Genomic DNA, 24,264 nt, shown 5'->3' with positions numbered 1-24,264 from the left:
CTATCGAATTTAATGCATGAACCAACCAACCTATACTTTACGACAACTGGTATTATATTTTTTGCAACTGGGTACCATAGGCTTTGGCGGCCCGGTGGCCCTGGTGGGCTACATGCATCGTGACCTGGTAGAAGAAAAAAAATGGATTGCGGAAGAGGATTACCGGGAAGGCCTGGCACTGGCTCAGTTGGCACCCGGTCCGCTCGCAGCACAACTCTCCATCTACCTGGGCTACGTTCATTACCGTATTTTAGGGGCAACGCTGGCCGGACTTGCGTTTGTGCTTCCCTCTTTTATCATGGTGTTGGGGATCTCCTATGCTTATGTTGCAGCTGGGGGATTACCGTGGATGCAGGCTGTTTTTTACGGTATCGGTGCGGCTGTGATCGGCATTATAGCCGTGAGCAGTTATAAACTTACGCGTAAGAGCCTCGGCAAAGATTGGTTACTCTGGGCGATCTTTTCCCTGTTGGCTATCTCCACGTTTATTACTGAAGAAGAGAATATATGGCTGATCCTTGGCGCCGGGGCCTTGGTTTGGGTGCAACGTACTTTAAAGAATAAAGGCGCGAAGTTCTTCTCTGTGTTTTGCATGCCTGCCCTGGTGCTTATGAATTTCCAATTGTGGCTCGATGACAAGCAATGGAAGATTGGCTGGTTCTTCTTCAAAGCCGGCGCTTTTGTGTTTGGCAGCGGCCTGGCGATCGTTCCCTTTTTATATGGTGGTGTTGTGAAGGAATATGCGTGGTTAAATGAACAGCAGTTTCTGGATGCGGTGGCTGTGGCGATGATCACACCCGGTCCGGTAGTGATCACGGTGGGCTTTATCGGCTACCTCGTGGGCGGCCTGTCCGGAGCTTGTGTCGCAGCGCTCGCGACCTTTTTACCTTGCTACCTGTTTACCATATTACCAGCGCCCTATTTTAAGAAATATGGCCGTCATCCGGGCATCAAAGCTTTTATTGACGGTGTTACCGCTGCGGCCGTCGGCGCTATTGGAGGCGCTGTGGGTGTGCTTGCGAAAAGACAGTTCACGGGTGTGACGCCGGTGCTGATCGCTTTGGTTGTCGTTTTGTTACTTGTACGATTCAAGAAACTACCGGAGCCGGTGATCATTATTGCCGCGGCGTTGGTCGGATTATTGTTGTTTAAGGTCTAAATGAGCTACCTTGATTTAGACTTTCTTCAGAATCTGCTGTTAGCTTTCGAACGCCAAAAACAAATACATGAAAACTGTTGTCATTTTCGCTCTGGGATTTATCGTCTTGTTTTCTGCCTGCAATGAGGCCGTTCAGCCTACTGAGCCATCTGTCGTTTCTGCGTCCAATAAAGACACTATTTCCTGTCCTCCGGGCAGCAACAAAATCGACACGGCGCTTATACACCAAATTACCGGCATTAAAGGCGTAGAAAAAAATGGCGAATACAAGATCACGGTTCCGCAGCATGACCTCAACATCGTGGTGGATGGCTTCAAGATCATACCGGCCATGGGACTGGGCAGCTGGACCTGTTTTACGCCCTGCGGAGACAGTGTGATGGCGATGGGCGATATCGTACTTACCGAAACCGATCTGGCACCTGTTCAACGCGAAGTGATACGACAGGGGTTTGCGGTGACGGCTATTCACAATCATTTTGTACGCAATCATCCCAATGTTCTGTACATGCATATCGATGGCAGGGGAAAAGCAGACCAGGTGGCCACCAAGGTAAAAGCGATCTTCGATAAAGTGAAAGCAGTAAGGGGCCATGATCCGAAGGAGCATAAACCCGACAGTGTAGTAAATACCCTCTCCACTCCCCTGCTCGACTCCATTATCGGGTACAAGGGTGAATTAAGCAAGGGCGTTTATAAATATACTATTGGGCGTCCAGATGTAGCTTTACAGGAACATGGTATACCTGTAAGCAGCTTTGCAGGCTTCAATACGTGGGCTGCCTGGCAGGGTACGCCAGAGCGGGCTGCGGTTGCCGGTGATTTTTCGATGCTGGAGCAGGAGGTGGAGCCAGTTATCAAAGCCCTGGTGGAAAACGGTATCGAAGTAGTAGCGGTGCATAACCATATGGTACATGAACAGCCCCGTATATTTTTCCTGCATTATTGGGGCGTGGGGCCGTCCAATCAACTCGCTCATGGCCTAAGGGCGGCACTTGACCAGACCGGGAAAGGCCCAAATCATTAAAGTGTTTTTTCAAGGGATCCTAATTGACTGCGGTTCGTTTTGTAAAGCTACTCAAGCAGCCCCTCACCTACTATTTGCTGCCGGATAACGATAAAGGCAGTAGTCAATAGCAGACTCACGACATACAACAGAAACAAGGCACCCCAGTAATGAGCGAGCGACTTAGCTTTGAGACGTGCTCTCCATCGATTAAAGGAGGGGAAATTGTACAATATCGCAAAGAGTACGCCGTAAACGACTAAAGCCATCAATAAGTACAAGGCAAAGATAACCATCACAGCGCTGTCGGTAAATCCGGATAAAAGGGTCATGGAAGTAAATATCGTGTAATTTTCCGCCACTTGCAACAGGCAGTCTCCAGACATGTAACACCACTCAGCTATATAGAAATATACTTTCAACTATTATTTCAGGCATATCAAATGCAGGCGCTATGTTGCCATCTTTCCAAACCATACATTTGAGAATAATCCAATAAGTAATGAATACCCCTACCCTACACCAACACCAACCTATCCAGTATTTCTGTTTTTTCTGTGTTGACGACCGTCAACTCCACTTCTAGCACAACCTTCCTATAAACCTTATCCGGCCTGCGCTAAGCGGTCCGGTACCTCATGTCAAGTTAATGATGTGGAGGCTACCATCCTATTGCCCCAAGCCCTAAAATTCAATCATATGAAATCAAATTTGACATTTATCCTTTTACTGCTTTCACCCGGTCTTTCTGCACAAGCACCGGGTGGCATTTCAACCCAATTGAAGATGTGGATCCGATCTGACGATGCCAGTACGATTTCCGTTACCGGCAACAAGATCAATGAATGGAGATACCTTAACAATCCGGCGAGAGCTTTCGTAGCTACCGGCTCCGAACGACCGAACTGGAGACCCAATGGGATCAACTTTCAACCTACAGCCGAGTTTTCCGGCGCGCAACTTATGAACGGCCCAGGCGGCACCAATGCGCCCATTCCTGCCGGCGACGATGACTATAGTTTGTTCGCCGTATGGAACAGCACCTTTACCGGTTTTACCGGTGAACGACTCTGGTTGCAATGGAATTGTGTAACTCAAAAACATGGCTTTTCGCTGACCACCCTTTCGACGGGGCTCGACTTTTATTATGGCGCCCAGTTCGAAATTGCGCCCTACGGTCAAGGCATCAAACAAAAATATACACCGGGCACCTGGCAGTTCTGCCAGCTGGACGTTCAGAACCTTACTACACAGGACCTGCACGTTTCCACTCCACAGAATTTAGCTGCTGGTCCGCAAATATTATCGAGCGACCTTAACCGAGGCAGAAATACGAGGAATATCTCCGACATGTACAACGTGATCGGCGCCAGCTGTGACATTGCCTTTGAACCCTTTCACGGAGACATGGCTGAACTCATTATCTATGACAGGCCAGTGAGTGGTGTTGAAAGAGCCAAGATCTTTTCTTACCTCGCTTTAAAATACGGCATCACCATTCCCGGGTTCGACTATGTTGCTTCCAACTGGAATGGTAGCACCGGTACTGTTTTCTGGCATCGCCACGCAACGTACAACAACGACATCTTTGGTGTGGGGCTCGATGAATCGGTTAACGGTTCTAAACTCGACCTGGTTCGTTCCAACAGCCTCAACACAGGAAGTGGTGATGGCACCGGACAGGCCGGTAAAGGCAATATCATCCTTACTGCCAATCCATCTACCATGGACGATGGCGAATACCTGCTCGTGGCGAACGACGGCAGGGCGCTTACTCAATCCACTGCCGAACTACCTGCGAGCTTTGTGGGGGCCAACCGGGTTGCCCGTGAATGGAAAGTGCAGCACACCGGCGACCTTGGCCGGCTCGACCTGAGCTTCGACATGAATGGCCTGACCTTTCTAGGCAATACCGGCGACCCAGCCAACTACTCCATGCTGATCGACGAAGACGGCGATGGCGACTTTACCACCGGCACGCCCACCGTGGTGGTTGCCCAGTCTATCGCCAACGGCAGACTTCAATTCAACAACGTACTATTCAATAACGGTGTCGTTTTTACTTTTGCCACCCAGGTTAACATGCTTTTGCTGAAAAGCGCCGATATCAATTTTTACGCTACCCGTAACGGAGACCGTGCTTTACTGAAATGGCTGGCATCAACGCCGGGATCCATTCAGCAATACGATGTGCAGGTTTCTGCCGACGGCGCCCATTTCGAAACAGAAGCTGTGCTCGCCAGCGTCAACCTCCCGGTCACCAACTATGTTACCTATACCAGTAGGGGAAAAGTTGTGGCAACCACCTATTACCGGATCAAACTGACCGATGTAAATGGCCAGGTGAGCTACAGCTCCATAGCTGCCGTGCACCCCCTGATCGACAATGAACTGACCTTATTTCCCAATCCGTTTGAAGGGCAGATCAAACTACAACTAAAACTAACGACCAAACAAACGGTAAAGATCAAACTGATGGACCTCGGTGCCCGATTATTGGGGCAGTGGGACATCGAGTGCAATGCCGGTGTCAATAATACTACCTTGAAAAACCTGCACGACCTGAGTTATGGCACTTACTGCGTTTCCGTATTCTACAACAACGCCTGGAGCTCCTACACGTTGGTTAAGGCCAGGTAACGATGCGGAGACTGTAATTAAGAACTATGTCCCGTTTAGATCCATATCTATGAATGCCGCGGTCATCACGAAGGATGACCAATGATCCAGCAACAAAGGGTGTTTCGGGTTAGAACCTGAACACCCTTTTGTTTTTGTGGTAAGATTGAGCGCTCAAGCAGTTTAAAATGACGGACGACAGCGGCTCCATCATGCTTATCCTGATACGACCACTCATCATTGAGCATCCACATTTGGTTTCTTCAAATATCAAATCAGGCATTTGAGATCAACTCAAGATAAGCTGTGCAACTTTTGTTGTCTATTTGAGTTCATCAATCAACCAAAACTACACATGAAGCGAATCTTGACTACTGTCTTTTGCCTCTTGTTCCTGCTGGCAGCACAGGCTCAGCAGAAGCCCATTACAGGGATCGTCAAAGACAGCAAAGGCGAACCTGTACCCTTTGCTACTATCGTTGAAACAGGCACCAAAAAGGCTGTTACTGCCGACCAGAACGGCCGTTTTACCATCCGCGTGGCCGAAGGCACCAAGCTCACCATCACTTCTTCGGGATATGAAGCACAGACAGCTCCCGCCAAAGAAGGTATGACGGTGATGATGGGATCAGCCAACAACAGCCTGAGTGAAGTAGTTGTTACTGCGTTTGGCGTGCGCCGCCAACCGAAGGAACTCGGCTATTCCATTTCCAAGATCAGTGGCGATGATGCGATGAAAGGACGCGCGGTCAACATCCAGAATGGCCTTACCGGTAAAGTTTCGGGCTTAACCATTCAAACCGTCAACAATGGCGTTTTTGCGGATACCCGCATTACGCTGCGCGGCATCCGTTCCCTTACCGGCAACAATCAACCGCTGCTGGTAGTAGATGGTGCACCTATGGACCTCAACTTTATCAATTCGATCAACCCCAACGATGTACAGGATGTTACCCTGCTAAAGGGCAACACCGGCGCTGCCTTGTACGGACAGGATGGCGGTAATGGGGTGATCATCATTACCACGAAGGGTGGATCGCGGGGTAAGCCGGTTATTACGGTCGGCACTACGTTTCAACGCGAATCGCTAGCCTACCTGCCCAAGGTGCAGCGGGAATTCGGCAACGGTGAAGGTGAAAATGCTGATGGTACTCCCCGCCTCGATGTATGGACCAATAACAGCTACGGGCCCCGTTACGACGGTAGTGAAGTAGACCTGGGTGATCCACTGCCCGATGGCAGTATTAAGCGGGTGAAATATGCCGCGCAAAGCAAAACCCCTATCGAGCAATTCTTCCGGCCTACGACTACCCTGCAAAATGATGTCTCCATTTCCGGCGGCGACGATAAAGGCCGTTATTATATCGGCCTGCGGGATGTTAAAGTAAAAGGGCTGATCCCCAATGATGAGAACCGACGTACAACGATCCGTCTTAATGCCAGCCGGGATTTCGGCAAACTGTCTACTGCCTTCCGGATCTCTTACATCCGCGAGAACTTTGATATCGTTAACCAGCGGGCAGGCGCCGACAATATTTATACCAGCCTGTTCAAAACTGCCGCCCATGTGCCGATCTCTGAATTCAAGGACTGGCGACATGATAAATTCTCTACTCCTGACGGCTATTATAACCGATTCGGCTTAAATCCCTGGATGCTGCTGGACATCGATCGTTCCAAAGGCCGGGGAGATGAACTGATCGGAAGCCTGGAAGCCAATCTAAAAGTATTGAATGGCCTTACCCTTAATTATCGTTTAAGCACTACGATCAGTAACAATATCACCAAGAGCTGGACGGGCGCCATCAATTTTAATGATCCACATTCGCAAAAGGCTTATCAAACGAGCAGGGCTACTGTAGTGGATGGCGCAGGCTATGCTGCGCGCCTCAACTCCGAAGCGTTTGTGACCTATAAGAAACAATTCAACAAACTATCCACCGATGCCCTGGTTGGGTACTCTGTGATCAACCGTATCGTTCGCAGACAGAGCACTGCCGGCAATAATCTCGTGATACCGGAGCTCTACAATGTCAGTAACCGTACCGGTGAGGCCATTGCCTCCGAATTCAATTCGGAAATCCGTACTGCTGCTGCCTTTGGCAAAGTATCACTGGGCTGGGATGACTGGGCTTTCCTGGAACTGACTGGCCGGAACGAATGGGACTCCCGCCTTTCCCTCAACAAGAACAGCTTCTTCTATCCAGGCGCCAGTTTATCGGTGTTGCTGCATGAAGTGCTTCCTCAATTTAAAACATCCACCGTTTCGTACCTGAAAGTACGTGCTGCCTGGGCCATGTCGGGCTCCGTGAACCTGGAACCCTATTCGCTGGAATCGGCCTATTTCCCGAGTGGCAGGTTTCCTTACGGCAACCTGGCGGGGTATACTGCCGGCGGTACCATCAACAATGAGAATATCAAGCCAGAGTATGTAAACGGAAAGGAAGCGGGCGTTGAAATTGGTTTTCTGAACAACAAGGTCATGCTGGAAGCCACCTACTACCACCAGACGAACACCGACCAGATCATCAACGTTCAGTTATCTACCGCTACCGGTTATTCTACTGCCCTGGTAAACGCTGCCGCTTTTGTGAACAAAGGCGTGGAACTGGATCTTAAGCTAACTCCTTTGATCAAGGTTGGCAAAGATTTCCAGCTGGACGTAAAAGCCAACTACACCCTTTCTGACAACAAAGTGACCCGGATCTACGAAGGGTTGGATGAACTGGGGCTCGCCAATAACAACTTCGCTATCGTTGGTTTGCCAGCGTTTACCTTTAAGCTGACAGATTTCGCCCGAACACCTGATGGGAAAGTGATTGTGGACCGCGTAACCGGGTTACCATCGGTGGATCCCCTGCCCAGGACCTATGGCCGCACCTTGCCCAAACACCAGTTCGGCATTACTCCTTCGATACGGTACAAAGACTTTTCCCTGAGTATTGTGGCCGACTACCGCGGAGGACATTTTATCTACAACGGCCTTGGAAGCAACCTGGTTTTCCAAGGTAATGGAGCCATGACCACCCAATATGACCGCAAACCTTTCATATTCCCCAATTCGGCCTATGATGATGGTACCGGTAAATTTGTAGAGAATAAAGATGTATTGACCAACGGAGGATCTGCTACCTTCTGGACCAGCAGTGTTATGACCAATACTCAATCACAGTTCTATACCAGCGCAGACTCCTGGAAACTACGGGAGGTGGCGCTTTCTTATGAGGTGCCAGCTTCACTGCTCGAACGCACTAAAGTGATCAAATCTGCTGTAGTTACTTTAAGCGGAAGGAATCTGCTGATGTGGGTGCCCAAATCGAATATCTATACCGACCCTGAATTCAGCAATACCACCGGCAATGCACAGGGCGTGAACAACACTTATAACACTCCCCCCACCAGGATCCTGGGCGCTTCTCTTAACCTCACCTTTTAATCATTGAATTATGAAGAAACTGATCTTACTATTGGCCTTCCCCGCTATCCTGATGAGCTGCGGCAAGAGCTATTTCGATATCAACAAAAACCCCAACACCCCAACGGTTACTGGTGTTACTCCCAACCTGGTACTTCCAGCGGCCCTGGAGCGTACAGCCAGCTCTAATGTCACCAATGGTTCTACCCTTGGCGCCTGGATGGGCTATTGGTCGATCGGCACCAACTTTGGGGCTGTAGGAGAACACCGGTATACCATGGGTACAGATTTTGGCAACGGTTTTTGGACCAACAACTATGACATCATCTTCGACTATCACAGTTTACAACAGAAGGCAGCGGCCAGCGGCCAGGATTTTTATGTGGGTATTGCGAAGATCATGAAAAGCGTGCACTATCAGATGCTGGTTGATCTTTTCAACAACATCCCTTATTCGAAGGCCATGGATTTCAATGGCAATATCACCCCTGCTTATGACAAAGGAGCTGAGGTATATAAGGACCTTTTAAAACAAATCACAGAGGGCATCAACCTCATCAAAAACGCCGAAGTAACCGCCAATCCTGAAATTGCCAGCGCCGATATTATGTTCCATGGCAACAAGAGCCGCTGGGCTCAGTTTGGCAATACGCTTAAATTACGCTTGTTGATTCACCAAAGTGAGGTAAGCGGCTTCAGCGCTGCCGCAGAAATTGCAGCCATCAATGCAGAGGGAAGTGGCTTTCTGGGTGCGGGGCAAACTGCGAACGTTAATCCCGGTTACACGACCGATAAGCCCAATCCATTCTGGTCGACCTATGGGTTTACCACCACGGGCAGCTATCCCAACACTTACCGCCGTGCCAACAATTTTGCGCTAGGCCTTATGACTACATTGAACGACGAGCGTCTCCGTTATTTCTATCGTGCCGTTCGTTCCGGCACCTACGCTGGTCAATATCGCGGCATAGACTATGGCACCAACAATGACCCCGGGCAGATCTACTACGAGACCAATACTTCCGATATAGGCGGTGCTCCCAACGCTTCCCCTACAGCCGCGCAATCCATTGGACTTGCCAAAGCCCCCACGATGGATTGCTGGGTGATCACAGCGTCAGAGAGTCTGTTTTTGCAGGCAGAGGCTGCCGCCAGAGGCTGGACCACCGGAAACGCCCGATCCTTGTATGAAGAAGGTGTGCGGGAGTCGTTTCGCTGGCTTGGGGTAACTGATGCCGTTAATGCTGCCAACGGCTACCTGGCAGGCGCTAACGTCAGGGTGGCCTGGCCTGCCGCCACCGCCGACCAGATCAAGGTAATCATCTGGCAAAAGTATTTCGCATTCAATGGTAACAACCATTTTGAAACCTGGAATGATTACAAGCGTACCGGGGTTGTACAACCGGCTATCTCTGTGGACCCCGGCAAGTTAACTGACCATGTCCCCTATCGCTACCCCTATCCCAACAGCGAATACAGCTACAATGCCAAACATGTGCAGGCTGAAGGCACTATCGATCCCTATTCCCAGAAAGTATTTTGGGATAACTAACCTTTAAACTGACGAAATGATGAAAAAGATATATTATACGCTGGCTGCCCTTTCAATTTTATCGACTGGCTGCCTGAAAGACAAGGGCTATGAGGATCATCAAACCGGCATGAAGTCCGTTACAAGTGAACGGTTCGTTTCCATTTTGTATCCATACGAAACAGCTGGTCTTCATACCAACGATATTTTTACCAAGCCGGCAGAAGAACCCGTTGAAACCTTCACCGTTGCGCTTACAGGACCGGTGTACAACAAAGATGTACAGCTTACGCTGACCGCCGTTCCGGCATTGGTATCGGAACACAATGATGCCAACGATGATGTCTATGAGGTATTGCCAGCGGCTAATTATGAATTGCCTGCCAGCATAACGATCCCTGCCGGGCATGAATATGCCGTGGTGCATGTGAAGATAAAAAAGACTGGTCTCGATCCGGTTGGCGCTTATGGATTGGGCGTTCAAATTGCTACCGTAAGTGATGCCTCTGTGAAAATAGCGAGCAATGCGCGGCAATCGCTCATGGGCATCCTGTTCAGGAATGACTACGATGGGGTATATCAGTGGCGCAGCGTTACTGTTCATCCTAATACTGCTGCTTACAACGGGCGCATTACACCCATTGAAGTGGGCCTGGTTACCACAGGAGGCAGCAGCGTGGAAACTGACAGAACGCACCCCTGGGCCAATGGCGTGTCTCAACCCGATAACTACAACGTTACCTTTTCGGTAGACCCGTCGACCAATAAGGTTACTGTCTCCAATGCACGTGGTAATGCCTTCGCAGATTCACCAGGGTACGATTCCCGCTATGACCCTGCCACCAAGACCATTTATGCCAAATGGCAATATTCCGGCGGTGGCGGCAACCGTGTAATGACCGATACGCTGGTATTTCTGAGGGCCCGCGATTAATCCATATCAACCTACCAAAAGGCTTTAGCAAGGTGACAGACTGCTAAAGCCTTTTGGCATTATGCAGGCTTTGGGTAACCGAGCATTGGAGGGTTGCGTTCCGACACGCGTCATTCATTAACGAAACTTTGGCGCAGTGTATCTATAGGAGTTATGGGAGGTTATGTATGTTCAGGCCATACTATTTCCTAAACCGTTTATATGAAACTTTTTACCCTGGCAGCGTTGCTATTGTTGTTTTCCTGTCGGACCGCCAAAGTAATCCCCCTCAAAGGCAATTATGAAAAGACGCCCGTTATTTACACCAGCGAAAAACCTGTGAATGAGGTTTGGGATAACCTGATAGACCTTTTTGCGCAGCGGGGATTGCCGATCAAGTTTACCGACAAAAACAGCGGCCTCATCATCTCCGACAACATGGCGCTGACCGCCACCTGGGAAGACAAGAATGGAACGCTCGTGCACCCAGATGCGAACATCGTTGTGCGGAAGATCTACAATGTTGCTGCAAACGCAGTTCTTCCCGAAACACGCAGTGGCACTTTGAAAAATCGAAGCAACCCGATGAATGCCGCGCCGAATGGAACGTACGCCTTAAAGCAAACGGAAGTGGAACCTCGATCAATATCAACCTTGTACATGTTCAATATGAGCGGACTCAATCCACAGAAAGAAGAGGTGCCGACGGTCTGTATCAATACGGCTCAAGAATTGTATGGGTGAATCTTGACTATTTCGAAACAACCGGAACCTTTGAGCGTATGATCTATGAAAAAATAAAATAGCGGCAACATAAAGCCCCACGTAGACACGCGGGGCCCATTCTGATTGATTTCATTAACCATTACATCGATCCATTTTTATCGGCGCTTTACCTGAGAACAGGTGTTGCATTGTTGCTTATTCTTACTTCATTTTCTTTAAAGGCGTGTCCGGAGTAATCTTTCCGGGAAACAATGCACGCAGCTTCTTTTCTATCGGACCTTTGCCTGTTTTATCGAAGCCTGTTTCTTTCATCACCAGTCTGCCATCGGGATCTACCAAAAACACGGTAGGAACTGCCGCCACGGCAAAGTTGCGTTCCGCCACATCAGCGGTATCATGCAACTGCAGCCAGGGAAGTTTCTGTTGCTTCAGTTCCTTTAGCCAGGCCTTCTTGTCCTTATCGATCGATATGCTGAGTATTTCAAACCGATCGCCCCTCAACTGTTCGTATAGTTTTTTCATATGGGGGAAGGATGCTTTACAAGGGCTACACCAGCTGGCCCAAAAGTCGATGAGCACATACTTGCCCCGTAGGCTGCTGAAGCTGAAATCCTGCCCACCGGGCGTTGGTAATACAAAATCATTGACAGTGGCCCCCATTGAGCTGCGCTTCAGGGCCTCCAGATAGACCGCTATCGCTTTGCCTGTTTCAGTTTCTCTCACTGCTGGCGCAAGCTGTCCCAGCAAGGCTTCCATGTCATCGGCAGATAACAGGCTCCGGTACCGCAACATGACGAATGCAGCAGCATATACATCCGCATGGTCCTTCACATAATTGTTCAGGAACACTGCATATTCCTTTGCGCCGCCTTTCACTGTTGCGATATTCTGGTCGAACCTGAGGTATTCTTCGGCTGAGCGGTTACCGCTCAACTTTGCGGATGCCATTCCTTTTTCGATATCAATGTCTTCCAACGTTACCGTGCAAGGTCCGTCGATGACCAGGGGATAAGGCGTCATGCCCTTCTTTACCTGCAAATCGTATTCGGTATACAACACGGGCATGACCCCATCCGTGTACGGACAGTTTATCAAAAACTCTCCATTGCTGATGAGCGCAGAATCCGTCTGTAGGTTTTTGCCATAGATATAGACTTTATTATACCCCTTAGTATTTCCATGCACTTTTCCTTTAATTATTACAACAGATTGTGCAGCAGCCATGATTGTCAGCAATAGCATCATCAGCAAGGAGAGTATTCTTTGCATTGATTGTTTTATTTTATGGTTTATTTAAAACGGTCTTGTATCGAGGGGTATTCCCCACTGTGGATTGAACTGTAGTATTGTATTGGGTATGGTAAGTATGAAATCCTTCGAATCGATGGTTCCGGTGTAGGCCTGACCTCCAACGGTATGCGTGATCTTATCCTTCGACCAGGGCTTTCCGGTTTCCAATACATAACGCTTGAGGTCGAGGAACCGCTTGATGCCACCGATGGGTAATTCGCGCCGCCTTTCCTCCAATACCCATTGGAGCACCTGGTCTTCGGTACCCGTTGTGAGCGGTGTGTAGCCGGCCTTAAAGCGAAATTTGCGTAGGGTGTTGAGGTCGGCGATGGCCAGGGCCAACTGATTGGTTCTTGCATACCCTTCTGCCCGCATGAGCAACACTTCGGGATACGAAAACCCATCTGATACTTTCACTTTGAAATAGCGGTAATTGCTGATCCGTGTTCCATCATTGTAGCCACCTCCCAACGTGGTTTTATATCCCGGTGCGCTTATATAGAAGAATTTGAGCCGGAGATCATTTTCTTTATCGTACAATGCGATCAACTCATCGGACGGGTATGAGAGTGATGGCGCCTGTCCGGCCGTATTGTCGACCCCACGATAGAACAATATTTCACGACTGTTGACTGCATTCACGTAGGGGTCTTGGGTGGAGGTAATGGGACTCGATACCAGGTTATTGGGATTGGAGAAATTAAAGCCATTGAAATCATACAAAACCCTGGCCGGATCGCTACCAGCAGAAGCGGTCCAGGCCAGGTTTGAGTAATACACCACACTATCATAGCGGCGGGTGAACAGGTGGCAATAGGCCAGCATTGCCTGCCCGGTGGCCTTGTTGGCCCGGGATGGCCAACTTGCCACTGCGGGTAAACCCGGCAGCGCCTTATGCAGATCGGCCAATACTGACTTCACCACCTCTTCGGATGTGGACAGATCGGGTATGGGGTCGTTTATATCCGGACTCACCACATATGGTATTGTGCGTGTAGCATTGTTGGTACCGGGTTTATACACCGGGCCATATACCAGGTTGGCCATGAAAAAGCACCATGCCCTGGCGGTAAGCGCCTGCGCGGTGGCTTTATTGGCCAGCTCCTGGTCGGCCGGTGATTTTTCAACAACGCCTTCGATACCTTTCAGTACATTATTGAAATAGGATACCTGCACATAAATGCCGCTTAGCGAAGAGCTCCAAAAATAATCGTTCACGGCGGGGTTCTTGTAGGGCTGCCGGTATATGTGCGCATAATAGCGGTCGATATTTGGATGACTGTTCAGTATGAACCCTACCTTTGCCTGCCCTTCGGATATCACTACGTTGTCGGTAAGATAAGAAAGCAAGCTACCTCTATTATTGTCGATAAAATTATATTCCATCGACTGTGAATTATCGAGCAGGTGATCAAAATCGGTGACGGTTGCAGGAATGAGCCTACCCTTTGGTTTTACGTCGAGGTATTTCTTACAACCCGACATGAACAGTGCCGTAACGAGGAATATATAAATATTTCGAGTAATCATGTTTAATAGTTTACAGGTTTACAGAAAGTCCGATGTAGAATTCTGGTCTCAACGGAAGATTCCTGGTAATGGTGCCGCCATCGGACAGATTCATGGTTTCGGGATCGATGCCAAAATCGTTGGCCCTAACCATCCACAGATTACGTCCCTGCAAGTAGATCTTTGCCGTATTGAGGCCTACCTTTTTCCACCATTTATCGTTGAATGTATAAGTAAGCGTTACATCGCGCAACTTCATATAATCGGCACTTTGAATGATGATGTCGGCGTAGGGGAAATACCAGCCATCGGTACTAAATGGGGCCAACTTAGGATAAATGGTCTTGGCTTCATCACCGGGCGCCTTCCATCTCTTTGCCACATCTTTGTTGTTGTAGTTAGTACCATTATAGGTATCCCTGCGAAACACGGCCCCCATTTGTGCGATGAGCATAAAAGACAGATCGAACCGCTGATAGGAGAAGGTATTGGTGAGGTTCAATACATATTTGGGTCTGGTGGTGCCCGAATAGGCCATATCCTTTACCTGCACAGCGCCTCCAAGCACTTTTTTCTTAGCCTCATCATAATACAGCGGTGTACCCGTGTTATCCAATTCTGCAAAGCGGTAGCTGAAAAGTGCATCGACAGGATAGCCAGCCTTGAGGGTGGCGCCGCCGCTACTCCCGAACAAGCTGGCCGACGAGGTGGAAGTAAGATAAGTTGTGTAGAGATAATCATAGTTGAACTTCAACACCTTGCTCTGGTTGTAGCTGCCATTGAAATATACGTTCCATTTAAATAACCTGTTCTTTATTACATCTGTTTCGAGCGACAGTTCTATGCCCGTATTCCTGGCCATTCCAGCATTGCGGGTGATGGTTGACCAACCGGTGGTTGCATCGATATAATCGGGCGCCAACAGGTCTTTGCTCAACTTGTTGTAGTAGTCCAGGGAAAAGTTGAGCCGGCCACCGAAGAGGGTCATATCCGTTCCAACATTGGTGATCTGCGTACGTTCCCAACGCAGGTCGTTATTGGGCGGCGATGTAACAATGTAAACGATTCCTCCGGAGGTGGCAGAATATCCCACGGCACGTACAAGCAGGAATGGCCCCTGTTTAAGCGATATATTACCATTGATACCGTAGGAACCGCGGAGATTGAGGCGACTTATCCATGACACGTTGAAGAATTTTTCCTGCGCCAGTTTATAGGTACCACCTACCGACCAATTGGGCTTGTACCGGTATTTGGGATTGGTACCAAATAGGTTGGCCTGATCGATCCGCACACTACCACTCACGATAAAGCGGTTATCATATTCGTAGGAACTATTGGCATAGATGGATACAAATCGGTTGTCGCGCAGCTGGTAACCACCAATGGACGCAGGCTTCCAACCATCCGGGTATTGAAAATCGGCATCGTATACCCCAGCATTGTAATCAGTATAGTTGAATGGCGCAAAGGCTCCTGCCTGGTCATTGTAACCATACCGTGTAGGATACACGTTGTTATCGAGCACGTCCTTGTTGATCTCTCCGCCCGCAATGGCCGAGAGGCGGTGTTTGGACTTCCAGCTCCTATTGAAGTTAACCTGTGCCCGCAGTGTATAGGATTCATTGATATCCCGGGATTCGTCGACAATCGATCCATCCGGAATGTAATGCTTATTAGGGTTGGTCAGGGAGGTAGTGGAATTGAATAGGGTACGGACCTCATAAGCATTCACATCATGTATTATACGAACAAGTGTGCTGCCTCTTGTCCAGGCGCCACCTGCTTCAGCGGTGAGGCCGTCGATTATATTCACTGAGATACTACCTCCCAGCCTTCCCTGAAATTGTTCGTTGCGGGATGTTTCGAGCATCAGATCGTTGAGTGGGTTATAGTTCATGGGTTTCAATCCCCTGATAGCTCCGAATTGTGCCGCCAGCTCGGGCCTTGCAGCCGGCACATCAAGGTTACTGCCCGTAGCCGGATCCTTGATGAGATGGTAAGGCTTCATTACGCTATAATATCCATAGTCATAAAATTCAGCTGCCGAGCGCCCCGGTGCACTGCCCGTGTTGTAGGTAATATTGGTGAACAGGCGAACGGTTACCTTGCTGACGGGCTTCCAATCGTTCTTAATGTCGACAATTAGCCTGTTATCTGAGCTGCCGATCATACTGTTCCGGTTGGAGACGTAGCGCAAGGCTGCATTGGTGGCATTTTTTTCGCTGCCGGATGAAAAGGACAGGTTGTGCTGCTGGGTGAGCTTATTGCGAAAGAGGTACTTTTCGAGTTGATCTATGCCGTTGTTCTTTCGTAATTGATCCAGCTCCGCATTCATCTGCGCTGCTGTGATGGTACCGTTATCTTTGGCAACGAGTAATTGGGTTACCCTTGATGCGTTGGGATAGGAGTTATAGACATATTGCGCAAGGGCCGGATTAATGTTGTAGGAATGTACCTCCGCATCAATATAATCTGATGTGGCTGTTTTATTGAGGTAGGACAGTTGCGGCGTGAGGGTTGTGCCTACGCTTCCCTTGTACCCAATCTGCATTTTGCCGGTCTTCGCCGTTTTGGTGGTGATCACAATAACTCCATTAGATGACCTGGCTCCATAGATGGATGCGGCTACTGCATCTTTCAACACGGTGATGCTTTCGATGTTGTCGATGTTTATGGTTTGCAATCCGCCGGTTATGGGATATCCGTCCAGAACGATCAGGGGCTCTGCGTTGGCCAGGAAGGTGGATTTTCCGCGTATTTCCAACCGGCCATCTTTGGTTACGACCATGCCGGCCGCCTGTCCCTCGAGGGCAGTGAGCAAGCTGGGCTGTAACTTATTCTCGAGCCGCTTGGTTTGTATGGATGAATAGGAACCCGTCATCCTTTCTCTCGATATGGTTTGATAGCCAGTATTGACTGTGACAGCCACTTCTTCGAGTGCGGTGGTTTGCGGATTGAGCACGACCATCAACCCACGTTGTGCGCCGGAGATCAGGGCTGCGGTTACCGTTACTTCTTTCAAAGCAAAGCCTACGAAGGTGAATTGCAACACGTCGCCTTCTTTGGCAGCTATTGCGAAGGACCCATCGACTGCCGATACGGTGCCTTTGCCATTACCCTTTATGATTACGTTTACGCCAGCCATGGGCTGCCCGACTGCATCGGTGATGCGGCCTATTACCTGAGCGGGCTGTTCGTCAATACCGGTACGAGGAATGACAGGGATAGCGGGCTTGCGCGAAAGGATGATAGTTTTGCCCTGGATCACATAATCGATGGGCTGGTCTTTGAGTACTTTGTCGAGCAGTTCTTTGAGGGGCATGTTGACGGCCGACACGGTGACGGGCTTTGCTGCTGCCAGCACTTCTTTGTTACTGAACAACACATAACCTGTTTGTTTTTCAATGGTTGTGAACACCTGCTTGAGCGAAAGGTCTTTACCGGAGATGGTAACCCTTTGGGCGAGGCCTTTAGCGTGGGCCGATACCATTGCGACGAACATACATAGTGTGAGCAGTTTCATCACTCTTGCATTTTGAGCAGGCAACCTGCGTGCCGGCGTTGGCGGGCATGGCAAGTTCCCAAAAGCAGTTTTTTGCATAAATTGCATTCAGTTTGGTTGTAAATAAAAGCTGTTGCGAAACCTTTTATGATCAACGGAACTTCCACCGGGAGTGAGGCCAATCACTTCCGGTTTTCGTTTCTATCCGTTCGTGTGGGAATATTTCAGTGAGGATAAGATTGAGTGCGTTCGATATTTTGTTCAGGGTGTTACGATCAGGACTCTGCCTTCGGTTCGGAAATGGATATCGGACCTTTTCAGTGCTATCAACAATCCACTGAGTGGTACATCTTTTGTCATTTTACCAACGAATTCTATATCGGGTATACCGGCTTCATAGGTTACCTGTATATCGTACCATCTTTCGAGCTGGCGCATTACTTCTTCCAGCTTCGCGTTCTCGAAATTGAAGAGCCCATTCTTCCAGGCGAGCACTTTGGCTGTATCGGCCTGTATCAACTGTATAGATCCTGGTTTACTTGCGGGCGGCAGGGCTGCCTGCTGACCCGGCTTCAAGACGACAGTTTGTGCAGAAGCCTGACTGAACCTGTTCACTTTCACTTTTCCCTCCAACAGGGTTGTACGGTACACCGGCTCATTGCTATACGTATTGACATTGAAGTGTGTTCCTACTACTTCTATTTCAAACTGTTGGTTGGTCTTTACTATAAATGGCTTTTTTTTGCCTTGCTTTTGTATCGATGCCACTTCAAAATATGCTTCGCCGGTTATTTCCACGCGCCGCTCCTGCGTTGTGAATTGTGTGGGGTAACGGATGGAGCTGGCAGCATTGAGCCAAACCTGTGTTCCGTCGGGCAGGGTTACTTTGAACTGCCTTCCCTTGGGCGTTTCCAGCGTATTGTATAGCACGTCACCTGGTGTTGGGTTTGAGCTTGCATAGATCAATGCTCCATTTGCCAAATGTACTGTTGCACCCGGCTGGCTGGCTACCTTTCCATTGTTCATGCTGTCGAGCACCAGCTTTGATCCATCGGTCAGGGTGAGGATTGCCCCATCGTGTCCGGGCTTTATGTCGACGGAAGCGACCGTCGTAGTTGGCGTGGGCTCCACTTCGCTTCTTCCTTTCATCAGGTACCATATTCCCCAGGCCAATATCACCAAGGCTGCGGCTGCGGGCCATAAGCGCCAGATCAGGGCTTTCTTGCGGGGTGCAGTCTTTCCGATGCGGGCTTGCAGCGAATGCCGCATTCTTTGGTATGATGCTTCGTACTCACTATCCATTTTAAATCCCTGCTGCTGTTGTTCTTGCATGATCCTATCTAACAAGTCCTGGTACTCTTCCTGCATGAGCAGATTGCTCAAAAGCATCTTATCCCCGTCGCTTAAAGAGTTGTCGAGGTAGGCAGTGACCAATTTGCTGAATGTTTCCGAATTCATACCGATAAGGATTTAACCGCTGTTCTATTAATATTGACGCAGGGGTTCGGCAGGATAAGGGGTCGGTTCCAGATTATTTTTTATTTTCTTGCCAGCCAGCAGGCGGAGATAAGGAGTAAAGCGGTGAGCAGGCCCGGACTTTCTCCGAATTTCATTTTCAGGAATGCCAGGGCCTCCCTGATGTGTTCATTAACAGTTGCTTTTGAAATATTTAGTTGTTCGGCTATTTCTGCATGAGTGAGGCCTTCCTGCCTGCTTAGGCGGAATACCTCGCGGCGCCGTGCTGGCATTTGATCAATGGCCTTTTCGAGCAGTTCGCAGGATTGCTTGTAATCGAGCTGACCAGCAGGCGTGCTGGATGGTTGGTCCGATATTTCCGGTATGGTGCCCGCCATGGCCCCTGTTGTTTCTTTCAACAATTTACGTAAACCGGATATGGTGCGGTTGCGCGTGATGACAAACAACCAGGGCTCAAACTCCTGCACTTCAGGGAGTTTTAAACGATTGATCCAGAGATGGAAAAATATCTCCTGTGTTATATCCTCCGCCTCGGCCGTGTTTTTGAGGTAGCGGCGTACGTGGGCAAATACCTGGAGCCAACAGGCGTCGAATAATTGGGTGAATGCCTGGCTATCGCCCCCGGCGATCTTCAATAGCAGTTCTTTTGGAATGTTTGGCAAGCGGGTCATTGCTGCAAAGTTGAGCATTATGCTGAATAAAAGAAAGAGGGTGAGTCATTTAGTTTTGAAATGATTCCTGTACTATGGGTTGCTTTATATTTAGCGTGAAAGAACGCCATTTAACAGTTAACTGAGGCGGCTGGGTGATCAATCTCTTTGAGCGGCCCAGAGAGCCGTGCCATTTGTGTAACTTGCATTAGCTACCTCTCACCAATCTCACCTACCATGAAAAAATTCATTTTTCCATATATAGCAGCTGTCATGAGCTTGTTATATCTTCCTGCGTATTCCCAGGAAGATTCCACTGCCTTACTAGGCCTGGCAGGAGACAACCTGGATCTTTATGCCGTGCTAACGCTTTTTCAAAAATCGAAAACCATTGAAGCGTTTGAGAAATCGTTGAACGATGAAAAAGAGAAAATCAATAACCTGGATCTGAATCTGGATAAAAAGGTCGATTTCATCAAAGTGGTGACCAAAAAAAAGGATGACTCGTATTCATTTATACTCCAGGTCGATGTCAATAAAAAAGAAACGCAGGATGTTGCGGTCATTCTACTGGATAGGGATAAAGACAAGAAAATTTCCCTTCAGATCGTTGGCGACGAGGCTTTATACGGAAAAGATTATGTGATAGAGCCCAAGGGAAATTCACCCGTAACACCTAACCCCGCGTATACCGGTGAAAACCCTGTTACGGTGACGGTTCCAGCTACCACCACCGTTGTGGTCCAATCGGCGCCGATTGTTCAGTATGTCTATTCACCTGCCTATGTGCCATATACTCCTCCTTATTACTATGGATTTTACCCTCCCTGGTTTGGATTTGCTACGGTTATGGCGGTTGGTATTTACCGGCATAACCATTATCATTACCATGGTGGTTATTACGGCGGGCATTATGGAGGGGGTAATACAGTAATTGTCAATAGGAACAATTATAATAATTTCAATAACTACCAGAATAACAAAATGAGGTCTACTACTGTAGCCAATAACAGGGCTAATGGCAGCTATGGCGACAGAGCAGCAGATCGATCCGGTAACAGGGGGTCTACAGCTAATCGTCCATCTACAGGGACGTCTAATCGCCCTTCTGCGGGGACATCTAATCGTCCATCAGCGGGGACATCTAATCGTCCTTCTGCGGGAACGGCTAACCGCCCTTCTACAGGAGTATCTAACCGTCCTTCCACGGGAGTTAGCAATAATCGTGCGACGACCCGCCCATCAACATCCAACTATTCATCAGGCAGGACCAGGAGTGGTGGCGGAGGAGGCGGAATGAGGTCTGGAGGCGGTGGAGGCCGGAGAAGATAATATATCTGGCCGGGTGAAATCCGTTTTCATCACTGTGGGTAAGGGACCTCCCTATATTTTATTGAAGAGGCATATCAGAGGCACTCATATCTCTCACACATACATATTTGTCATCTCTTTTCTCAAACAAACTCATATAGTTGCCGGTATTGATGGTCGTATTTGAGGAGTCTACTACCGTGAAATATCCAATTTCCACTACCTGTTTTCCATCGTTTGATACAAATACCTCCTTCGTCTTAAAGGTGATCTTGTTGGAATTATTCATCAGGTCGGATCTTAAAAATTCTACTATTGCGTCTCTGCCTACCAAAGGAGCCCTGTTTTGGTAAAAGGTAGTAGCATCATCTGCATAATAGCCTATATTCTTAAGGATTCCTGCATTATAATTTGCAGCGAACTCATCTTCTTTGGCCTGAATGTCTCTCTTTATCTGTTCTTTATCAACTACCACTTCCGCGGGTTTTTCCTGTTTAGCATTGCATGAATACATTACTATCATGCTTGTTAGTAACACGATTGATATCGACTTATTTCTCATAATCAAATTATTATTGCATTTGTATTAAAGATTGACCGGCCACGTCGGTAAGACCAAAGCTAGTGAACCAGCTCATTTCCAACTGCAAGGTAAAACTGCTCCCCTATCGAATGATACCATTTAACATGTTAATCGCCGTTAAATACCATCTCCGCAAGCGTTACACCAGCCTCCCTCCTTCCCGCATATGATTTTTCCTCATTTTTCCAACCCAACTCTTTTCCCGCTCTTTATATTTGCCCTATGCGAAAGATCATACTGAATTTAGCGACGACTTTAGATGGGTTTATCGAAGGGCCCAATGGAGAAGTGGATTGGTGCATTTTGGAAGAAGATATGCATTTCGACAGCTTCCTGGATTCTATTGATACTATCTTCTATGGACGCGTGAGCTATGATCTATGGGGCAATTACCAGCCTGATGCCGCTGCTTCGGCTATGGAGAAGCAGATTTCGGCTGCCATTCAATCGAAGGGAAAGTTCGTTTTTTCCAGTCAGCCAAGGGGGGATAACAACGCGACCTTCATCAACACCGACTTTGTAGCCCAGGTTGAAAAGATCAGAAGTCTACCCGGAAAAGACATTTGGCTCTATGGAGGCGCCAAACTGATCACCACCTTTATCGAAAATGGCCTGGTGGATGAATATATGATCTCGGTTCACCCCACCGCTTTGGGCGCCGGCAAGCCCTTGTTTAACATTGGTGCCAGGCTGGGCCTGGTGCTGGCCGATACGAAAGTATTCAAATCGGGTGTGGTGCAATTGATCTACACTCCTACCCCCAGGTAAGGGAATCAGCTATTACAACTTACGATGGCAGAGATCTGTAAATGTGATAATTTCGCGGCTCAATTGAATTTAAGCACTTGAGAGAGAACAGTCAACGTAGGATTTCCTATTTTTCGGATAAGCAAATAACTGATATTGTAATACCTGAACGTTTTACTTTTCCGTTTTACTATGAGCCACATCCTTTAGCCACCATAGCAGCTACTGAACTGCAGGATTATCTTGAAACGCAAACACACCTTGATCATAACTTCGGACTAAGTGCTGATAAGGACGGAATGGTTATCGGGAAAATGTTTGGCGTTCTGGTCGTTCAGGATACCGCAGGGAAGCTGGGTTACCTATCAGCTTTCTCCGGTAAATTGGCAGGCACCAACGATCACCCGAAATTTGTGCCGCCGGTTTTCGATATGCTGGAGGAAGACAGTTTTTTTCTCAAAGAGATTGCGGTCATTAATGCCGTTAATGCCGGCATCAAAGAAATAGAGGAAGACAAAATTTACCAGGATCTAAAACTGGAAGCGGAAAAATTATCCGCCCAATCCCTGCAGGAAATTTCAGCTTGCAGGATTCAACTGAAAGCCAACAAAGCATCCCGAAAGCAGGTCCGTGAACAGCAAAAGAATCGCCTTACCCAGCAAGATCATGTTGTGGCTGAAGCAGCACTTATAAAGCAGAGTTTGCACGACAAGCACCAGCTTAAGGTGCTTACCAGCAGGTGGGAGCAGGTCCTTGATGAGGCAAGAGCAAGGTTGGCTCAATTTGACTCACCTATAGAAATGTTGAAAAATGAGCGAAAGGAAAAATCGGCTGCTTTGCAGCAGCAGCTTTTCGAACAATATGTTTTCTTAAACAAGGACGGCAAAAGCAAAAGCTTACATGATATCTTCAGCTTGACCCCTTTTGGCAAACCACCTGCCGCTGCCGGCGAATGTGCCACTCCCAAGCTGTTACAATTTGCCTTTGCGAACGGCTACACCCCTCTTGCTATGGCAGAGTTCTGGTGGGGTGCTTCACCAAAATCGGAGATCAGAAAGCATAAACAATATTATCCTGCCTGTACGGGGAAATGCAAGCCTATTCTGGCACATATGCTGGAAGGAATGCCGCTTGACGAAAACTCGTTTTTACTCACCCCCGAGAAAGACAGCGAGCTCGATATCGTTTATGAAGATGAGAGTTTTGTTGTGGTGAATAAACCAGCGGGCTTACGTTCCGTACCGGGTGTAGACATCGGGGATTCGGTGTATTCCAGGCTGCAACAAACACTCGGGAATATTGAACCACTTATTGTTCACCGGCTCGATATGGGCACTTCAGGACTTTTGGTGGTTGCTAAGACCCGGCAGGCCCACAAGCATATCCAAAGTCAGTTCTTACGTGGTACGGTAAAAAAGCGATACCGGGCTTTACTTTCCAGCGTGATCGATCAGCTGGAAGGTGAGATCAACCTTCCACTGTGTGCCGACTTGTTCAACCGACCCAGGCAACTGGTTTGTTTTGATACCGGCAAAAAAAGCATTACGCGGTGGAAAATGGCCCAACAATACGATGGAGTGACCAAGGTTGACTTTTGGCCGCTCACCGGAAGAACCCATCAGTTGCGTATGCACTCGGCTCATGCACTGGGGCTTAATGCGCCGATTGTTGGAGATGATCTGTATGGTTCTGCGGCTGAAAGGATGTATCTCCATGCCGCACAACTGGAATTCATGCACCCTACTACCCGGGAAAAAATCAGCTTCGAAGTAGCAGAAGGTTTTTAGCGTCAACAACTGTGCGGGCGCACCGACATAATGAAAA

At 48.5% G+C, this 24,264-nt stretch carries 17 protein-coding genes; 10 read left to right on the top strand and 7 right to left on the bottom strand.

The annotated features are described in order from the left end of the window. Window positions 1-16 precede the first annotated feature (16 nt). Both P2H89_RS33205 and P2H89_RS33200 read left to right on the top strand, forming a co-directional pair. A complete protein-coding gene (locus P2H89_RS33205; protein ID WP_275835455.1) occupies window positions 17-1,159 on the top strand; it encodes a chromate transporter in 1,143 nt (380 codons plus the stop codon). Between the two features lie 67 nt (window positions 1,160-1,226). Then, window positions 1,227-2,186, top strand: a complete 960-nt coding sequence (locus tag P2H89_RS33200; protein WP_275835453.1) for a DUF1259 domain-containing protein — start codon at window positions 1,227-1,229, stop codon at window positions 2,184-2,186. Window positions 2,187-2,233: 47 nt separating this feature from the next. On the opposite strand, the gene P2H89_RS33195 is transcribed toward P2H89_RS33200, so the two are convergent. After that, complete coding sequence (locus P2H89_RS33195) at window positions 2,234-2,497, bottom strand: hypothetical protein (protein ID WP_275835451.1); 264 nt, start codon at window positions 2,495-2,497, stop codon at window positions 2,234-2,236. 367 nt (window positions 2,498-2,864) lie between these two features. Here P2H89_RS33195 and P2H89_RS33190 point away from each other — a divergent pair, with 367 nt between their 5' ends. The 5 genes from P2H89_RS33190 (at window position 2,865) to P2H89_RS33170 (ending at window position 11,387) form a co-directional block, all read left to right on the top strand. Next, window positions 2,865-4,805 (top strand): hypothetical protein, encoded by a 1,941-nt coding sequence (locus P2H89_RS33190; RefSeq protein ID WP_275835449.1) that lies wholly within the window; start codon window positions 2,865-2,867, stop codon window positions 4,803-4,805. Between the two features lie 334 nt (window positions 4,806-5,139). Then, window positions 5,140-8,220, top strand: a complete 3,081-nt coding sequence (locus P2H89_RS33185) for a SusC/RagA family TonB-linked outer membrane protein (protein ID WP_275835447.1) — start codon at window positions 5,140-5,142, stop codon at window positions 8,218-8,220. A 10-nt stretch (window positions 8,221-8,230) separates the two neighbouring features. Continuing rightward, window positions 8,231-9,751, top strand: a complete 1,521-nt coding sequence (locus tag P2H89_RS33180) for a SusD/RagB family nutrient-binding outer membrane lipoprotein (RefSeq protein ID WP_275835445.1) — start codon at window positions 8,231-8,233, stop codon at window positions 9,749-9,751. A gap of 16 nt (window positions 9,752-9,767) precedes the next feature. After that, complete coding sequence (locus P2H89_RS33175; RefSeq protein ID WP_275835443.1) at window positions 9,768-10,664, top strand: DUF1735 domain-containing protein; 897 nt, start codon at window positions 9,768-9,770, stop codon at window positions 10,662-10,664. A 201-nt stretch (window positions 10,665-10,865) separates the two neighbouring features. Beyond that, window positions 10,866-11,387, top strand: coding sequence for a hypothetical protein (locus tag P2H89_RS33170; protein WP_275835441.1), 522 nt, complete (start codon window positions 10,866-10,868; stop codon window positions 11,385-11,387). Between the two features lie 183 nt (window positions 11,388-11,570). Here the strand turns inward: P2H89_RS33170 and P2H89_RS33165 are convergent, their stop codons facing one another. The 5 genes from P2H89_RS33165 to P2H89_RS33145 form a co-directional block, all read right to left on the bottom strand. Continuing rightward, window positions 11,571-12,638 carry a TlpA disulfide reductase family protein gene (locus P2H89_RS33165; protein WP_275835439.1) on the bottom strand — a complete coding sequence of 356 codons (1,068 nt, stop codon included), beginning with the start codon at window positions 12,636-12,638 and terminating at the stop codon, window positions 11,571-11,573. 24 nt (window positions 12,639-12,662) lie between these two features. Beyond that, window positions 12,663-14,189, bottom strand: coding sequence for a RagB/SusD family nutrient uptake outer membrane protein (locus P2H89_RS33160; protein ID WP_275835437.1), 1,527 nt, complete (start codon window positions 14,187-14,189; stop codon window positions 12,663-12,665). A gap of 10 nt (window positions 14,190-14,199) precedes the next feature. Next, complete coding sequence (locus P2H89_RS33155; RefSeq protein ID WP_275835435.1) at window positions 14,200-17,694, bottom strand: SusC/RagA family TonB-linked outer membrane protein; 3,495 nt, start codon at window positions 17,692-17,694, stop codon at window positions 14,200-14,202. A gap of 240 nt (window positions 17,695-17,934) precedes the next feature. Next, entirely contained in the window at window positions 17,935-19,131 is a 1,197-nt protein-coding gene (locus P2H89_RS33150) for a FecR family protein (protein WP_275835433.1), read from the bottom strand. Between the two features lie 80 nt (window positions 19,132-19,211). Further along, window positions 19,212-19,820 (bottom strand): RNA polymerase sigma-70 factor, encoded by a 609-nt coding sequence (locus tag P2H89_RS33145; RefSeq protein WP_275835431.1) that lies wholly within the window; start codon window positions 19,818-19,820, stop codon window positions 19,212-19,214. A 216-nt stretch (window positions 19,821-20,036) separates the two neighbouring features. On the opposite strand from P2H89_RS33145, the gene P2H89_RS33140 reads away from it, so the two are divergent. After that, complete coding sequence (locus P2H89_RS33140) at window positions 20,037-21,131, top strand: hypothetical protein (protein WP_275835429.1); 1,095 nt, start codon at window positions 20,037-20,039, stop codon at window positions 21,129-21,131. Window positions 21,132-21,189: 58 nt separating this feature from the next. On the opposite strand, the gene P2H89_RS33135 is transcribed toward P2H89_RS33140, so the two are convergent. Further along, window positions 21,190-21,633: a nuclear transport factor 2 family protein gene (locus tag P2H89_RS33135; RefSeq protein WP_275835427.1), complete on the bottom strand. Its 444-nt coding sequence runs from the start codon at window positions 21,631-21,633 to the stop codon at window positions 21,190-21,192. A gap of 282 nt (window positions 21,634-21,915) precedes the next feature. Between P2H89_RS33135 and P2H89_RS33130 the strand changes: the two genes are divergently transcribed. Continuing rightward, a complete protein-coding gene (locus P2H89_RS33130; RefSeq protein WP_275835425.1) occupies window positions 21,916-22,461 on the top strand; it encodes a dihydrofolate reductase family protein in 546 nt (181 codons plus the stop codon). 77 nt (window positions 22,462-22,538) lie between these two features. Beyond that, complete coding sequence (locus tag P2H89_RS33125; protein ID WP_275835423.1) at window positions 22,539-24,227, top strand: RluA family pseudouridine synthase; 1,689 nt, start codon at window positions 22,539-22,541, stop codon at window positions 24,225-24,227. The last annotated feature ends 37 nt before the right edge of the window (window positions 24,228-24,264 follow it).

The sequence above is a fragment of the Paraflavitalea sp. CAU 1676 genome, assembly GCF_029223285.1.
Taxonomy (GTDB): domain Bacteria; phylum Bacteroidota; class Bacteroidia; order Chitinophagales; family Chitinophagaceae; genus Paraflavitalea.
The sequence above is the reverse complement of the archived record's forward strand: the minus strand, read 5'-3'. Positions and strand labels throughout refer to the sequence as shown.

Coding starts and splice junctions, on each gene's coding strand:
- P2H89_RS33205 (WP_275835455.1), top strand. CDS start 17: ATGAACCAACCAACCTATACTTTACGACAACTGGTATTATATTTTTTG.
- P2H89_RS33170 (WP_275835441.1), top strand. CDS start 10,866: ATGAAACTTTTTACCCTGGCAGCGTTGCTATTGTTGTTTTCCTGTCGG.
- P2H89_RS33185 (WP_275835447.1), top strand. CDS start 5,140: ATGAAGCGAATCTTGACTACTGTCTTTTGCCTCTTGTTCCTGCTGGCA.
- P2H89_RS33200 (WP_275835453.1), top strand. CDS start 1,227: ATGAAAACTGTTGTCATTTTCGCTCTGGGATTTATCGTCTTGTTTTCT.
- P2H89_RS33160 (WP_275835437.1), bottom strand. CDS start 14,189: ATGATTACTCGAAATATTTATATATTCCTCGTTACGGCACTGTTCATG.
- P2H89_RS33155 (WP_275835435.1), bottom strand. CDS start 17,694: ATGAAACTGCTCACACTATGTATGTTCGTCGCAATGGTATCGGCCCAC.
- P2H89_RS33175 (WP_275835443.1), top strand. CDS start 9,768: ATGATGAAAAAGATATATTATACGCTGGCTGCCCTTTCAATTTTATCG.
- P2H89_RS33180 (WP_275835445.1), top strand. CDS start 8,231: ATGAAGAAACTGATCTTACTATTGGCCTTCCCCGCTATCCTGATGAGC.
- P2H89_RS33135 (WP_275835427.1), bottom strand. CDS start 21,633: ATGATAGTAATGTATTCATGCAATGCTAAACAGGAAAAACCCGCGGAA.
- P2H89_RS33140 (WP_275835429.1), top strand. CDS start 20,037: ATGAAAAAATTCATTTTTCCATATATAGCAGCTGTCATGAGCTTGTTA.
- P2H89_RS33130 (WP_275835425.1), top strand. CDS start 21,916: ATGCGAAAGATCATACTGAATTTAGCGACGACTTTAGATGGGTTTATC.
- P2H89_RS33190 (WP_275835449.1), top strand. CDS start 2,865: ATGAAATCAAATTTGACATTTATCCTTTTACTGCTTTCACCCGGTCTT.
- P2H89_RS33145 (WP_275835431.1), bottom strand. CDS start 19,820: ATGACCCGCTTGCCAAACATTCCAAAAGAACTGCTATTGAAGATCGCC.
- P2H89_RS33165 (WP_275835439.1), bottom strand. CDS start 12,638: ATGCAAAGAATACTCTCCTTGCTGATGATGCTATTGCTGACAATCATG.
- P2H89_RS33195 (WP_275835451.1), bottom strand. CDS start 2,497: ATGACCCTTTTATCCGGATTTACCGACAGCGCTGTGATGGTTATCTTT.
- P2H89_RS33150 (WP_275835433.1), bottom strand. CDS start 19,131: ATGAATTCGGAAACATTCAGCAAATTGGTCACTGCCTACCTCGACAAC.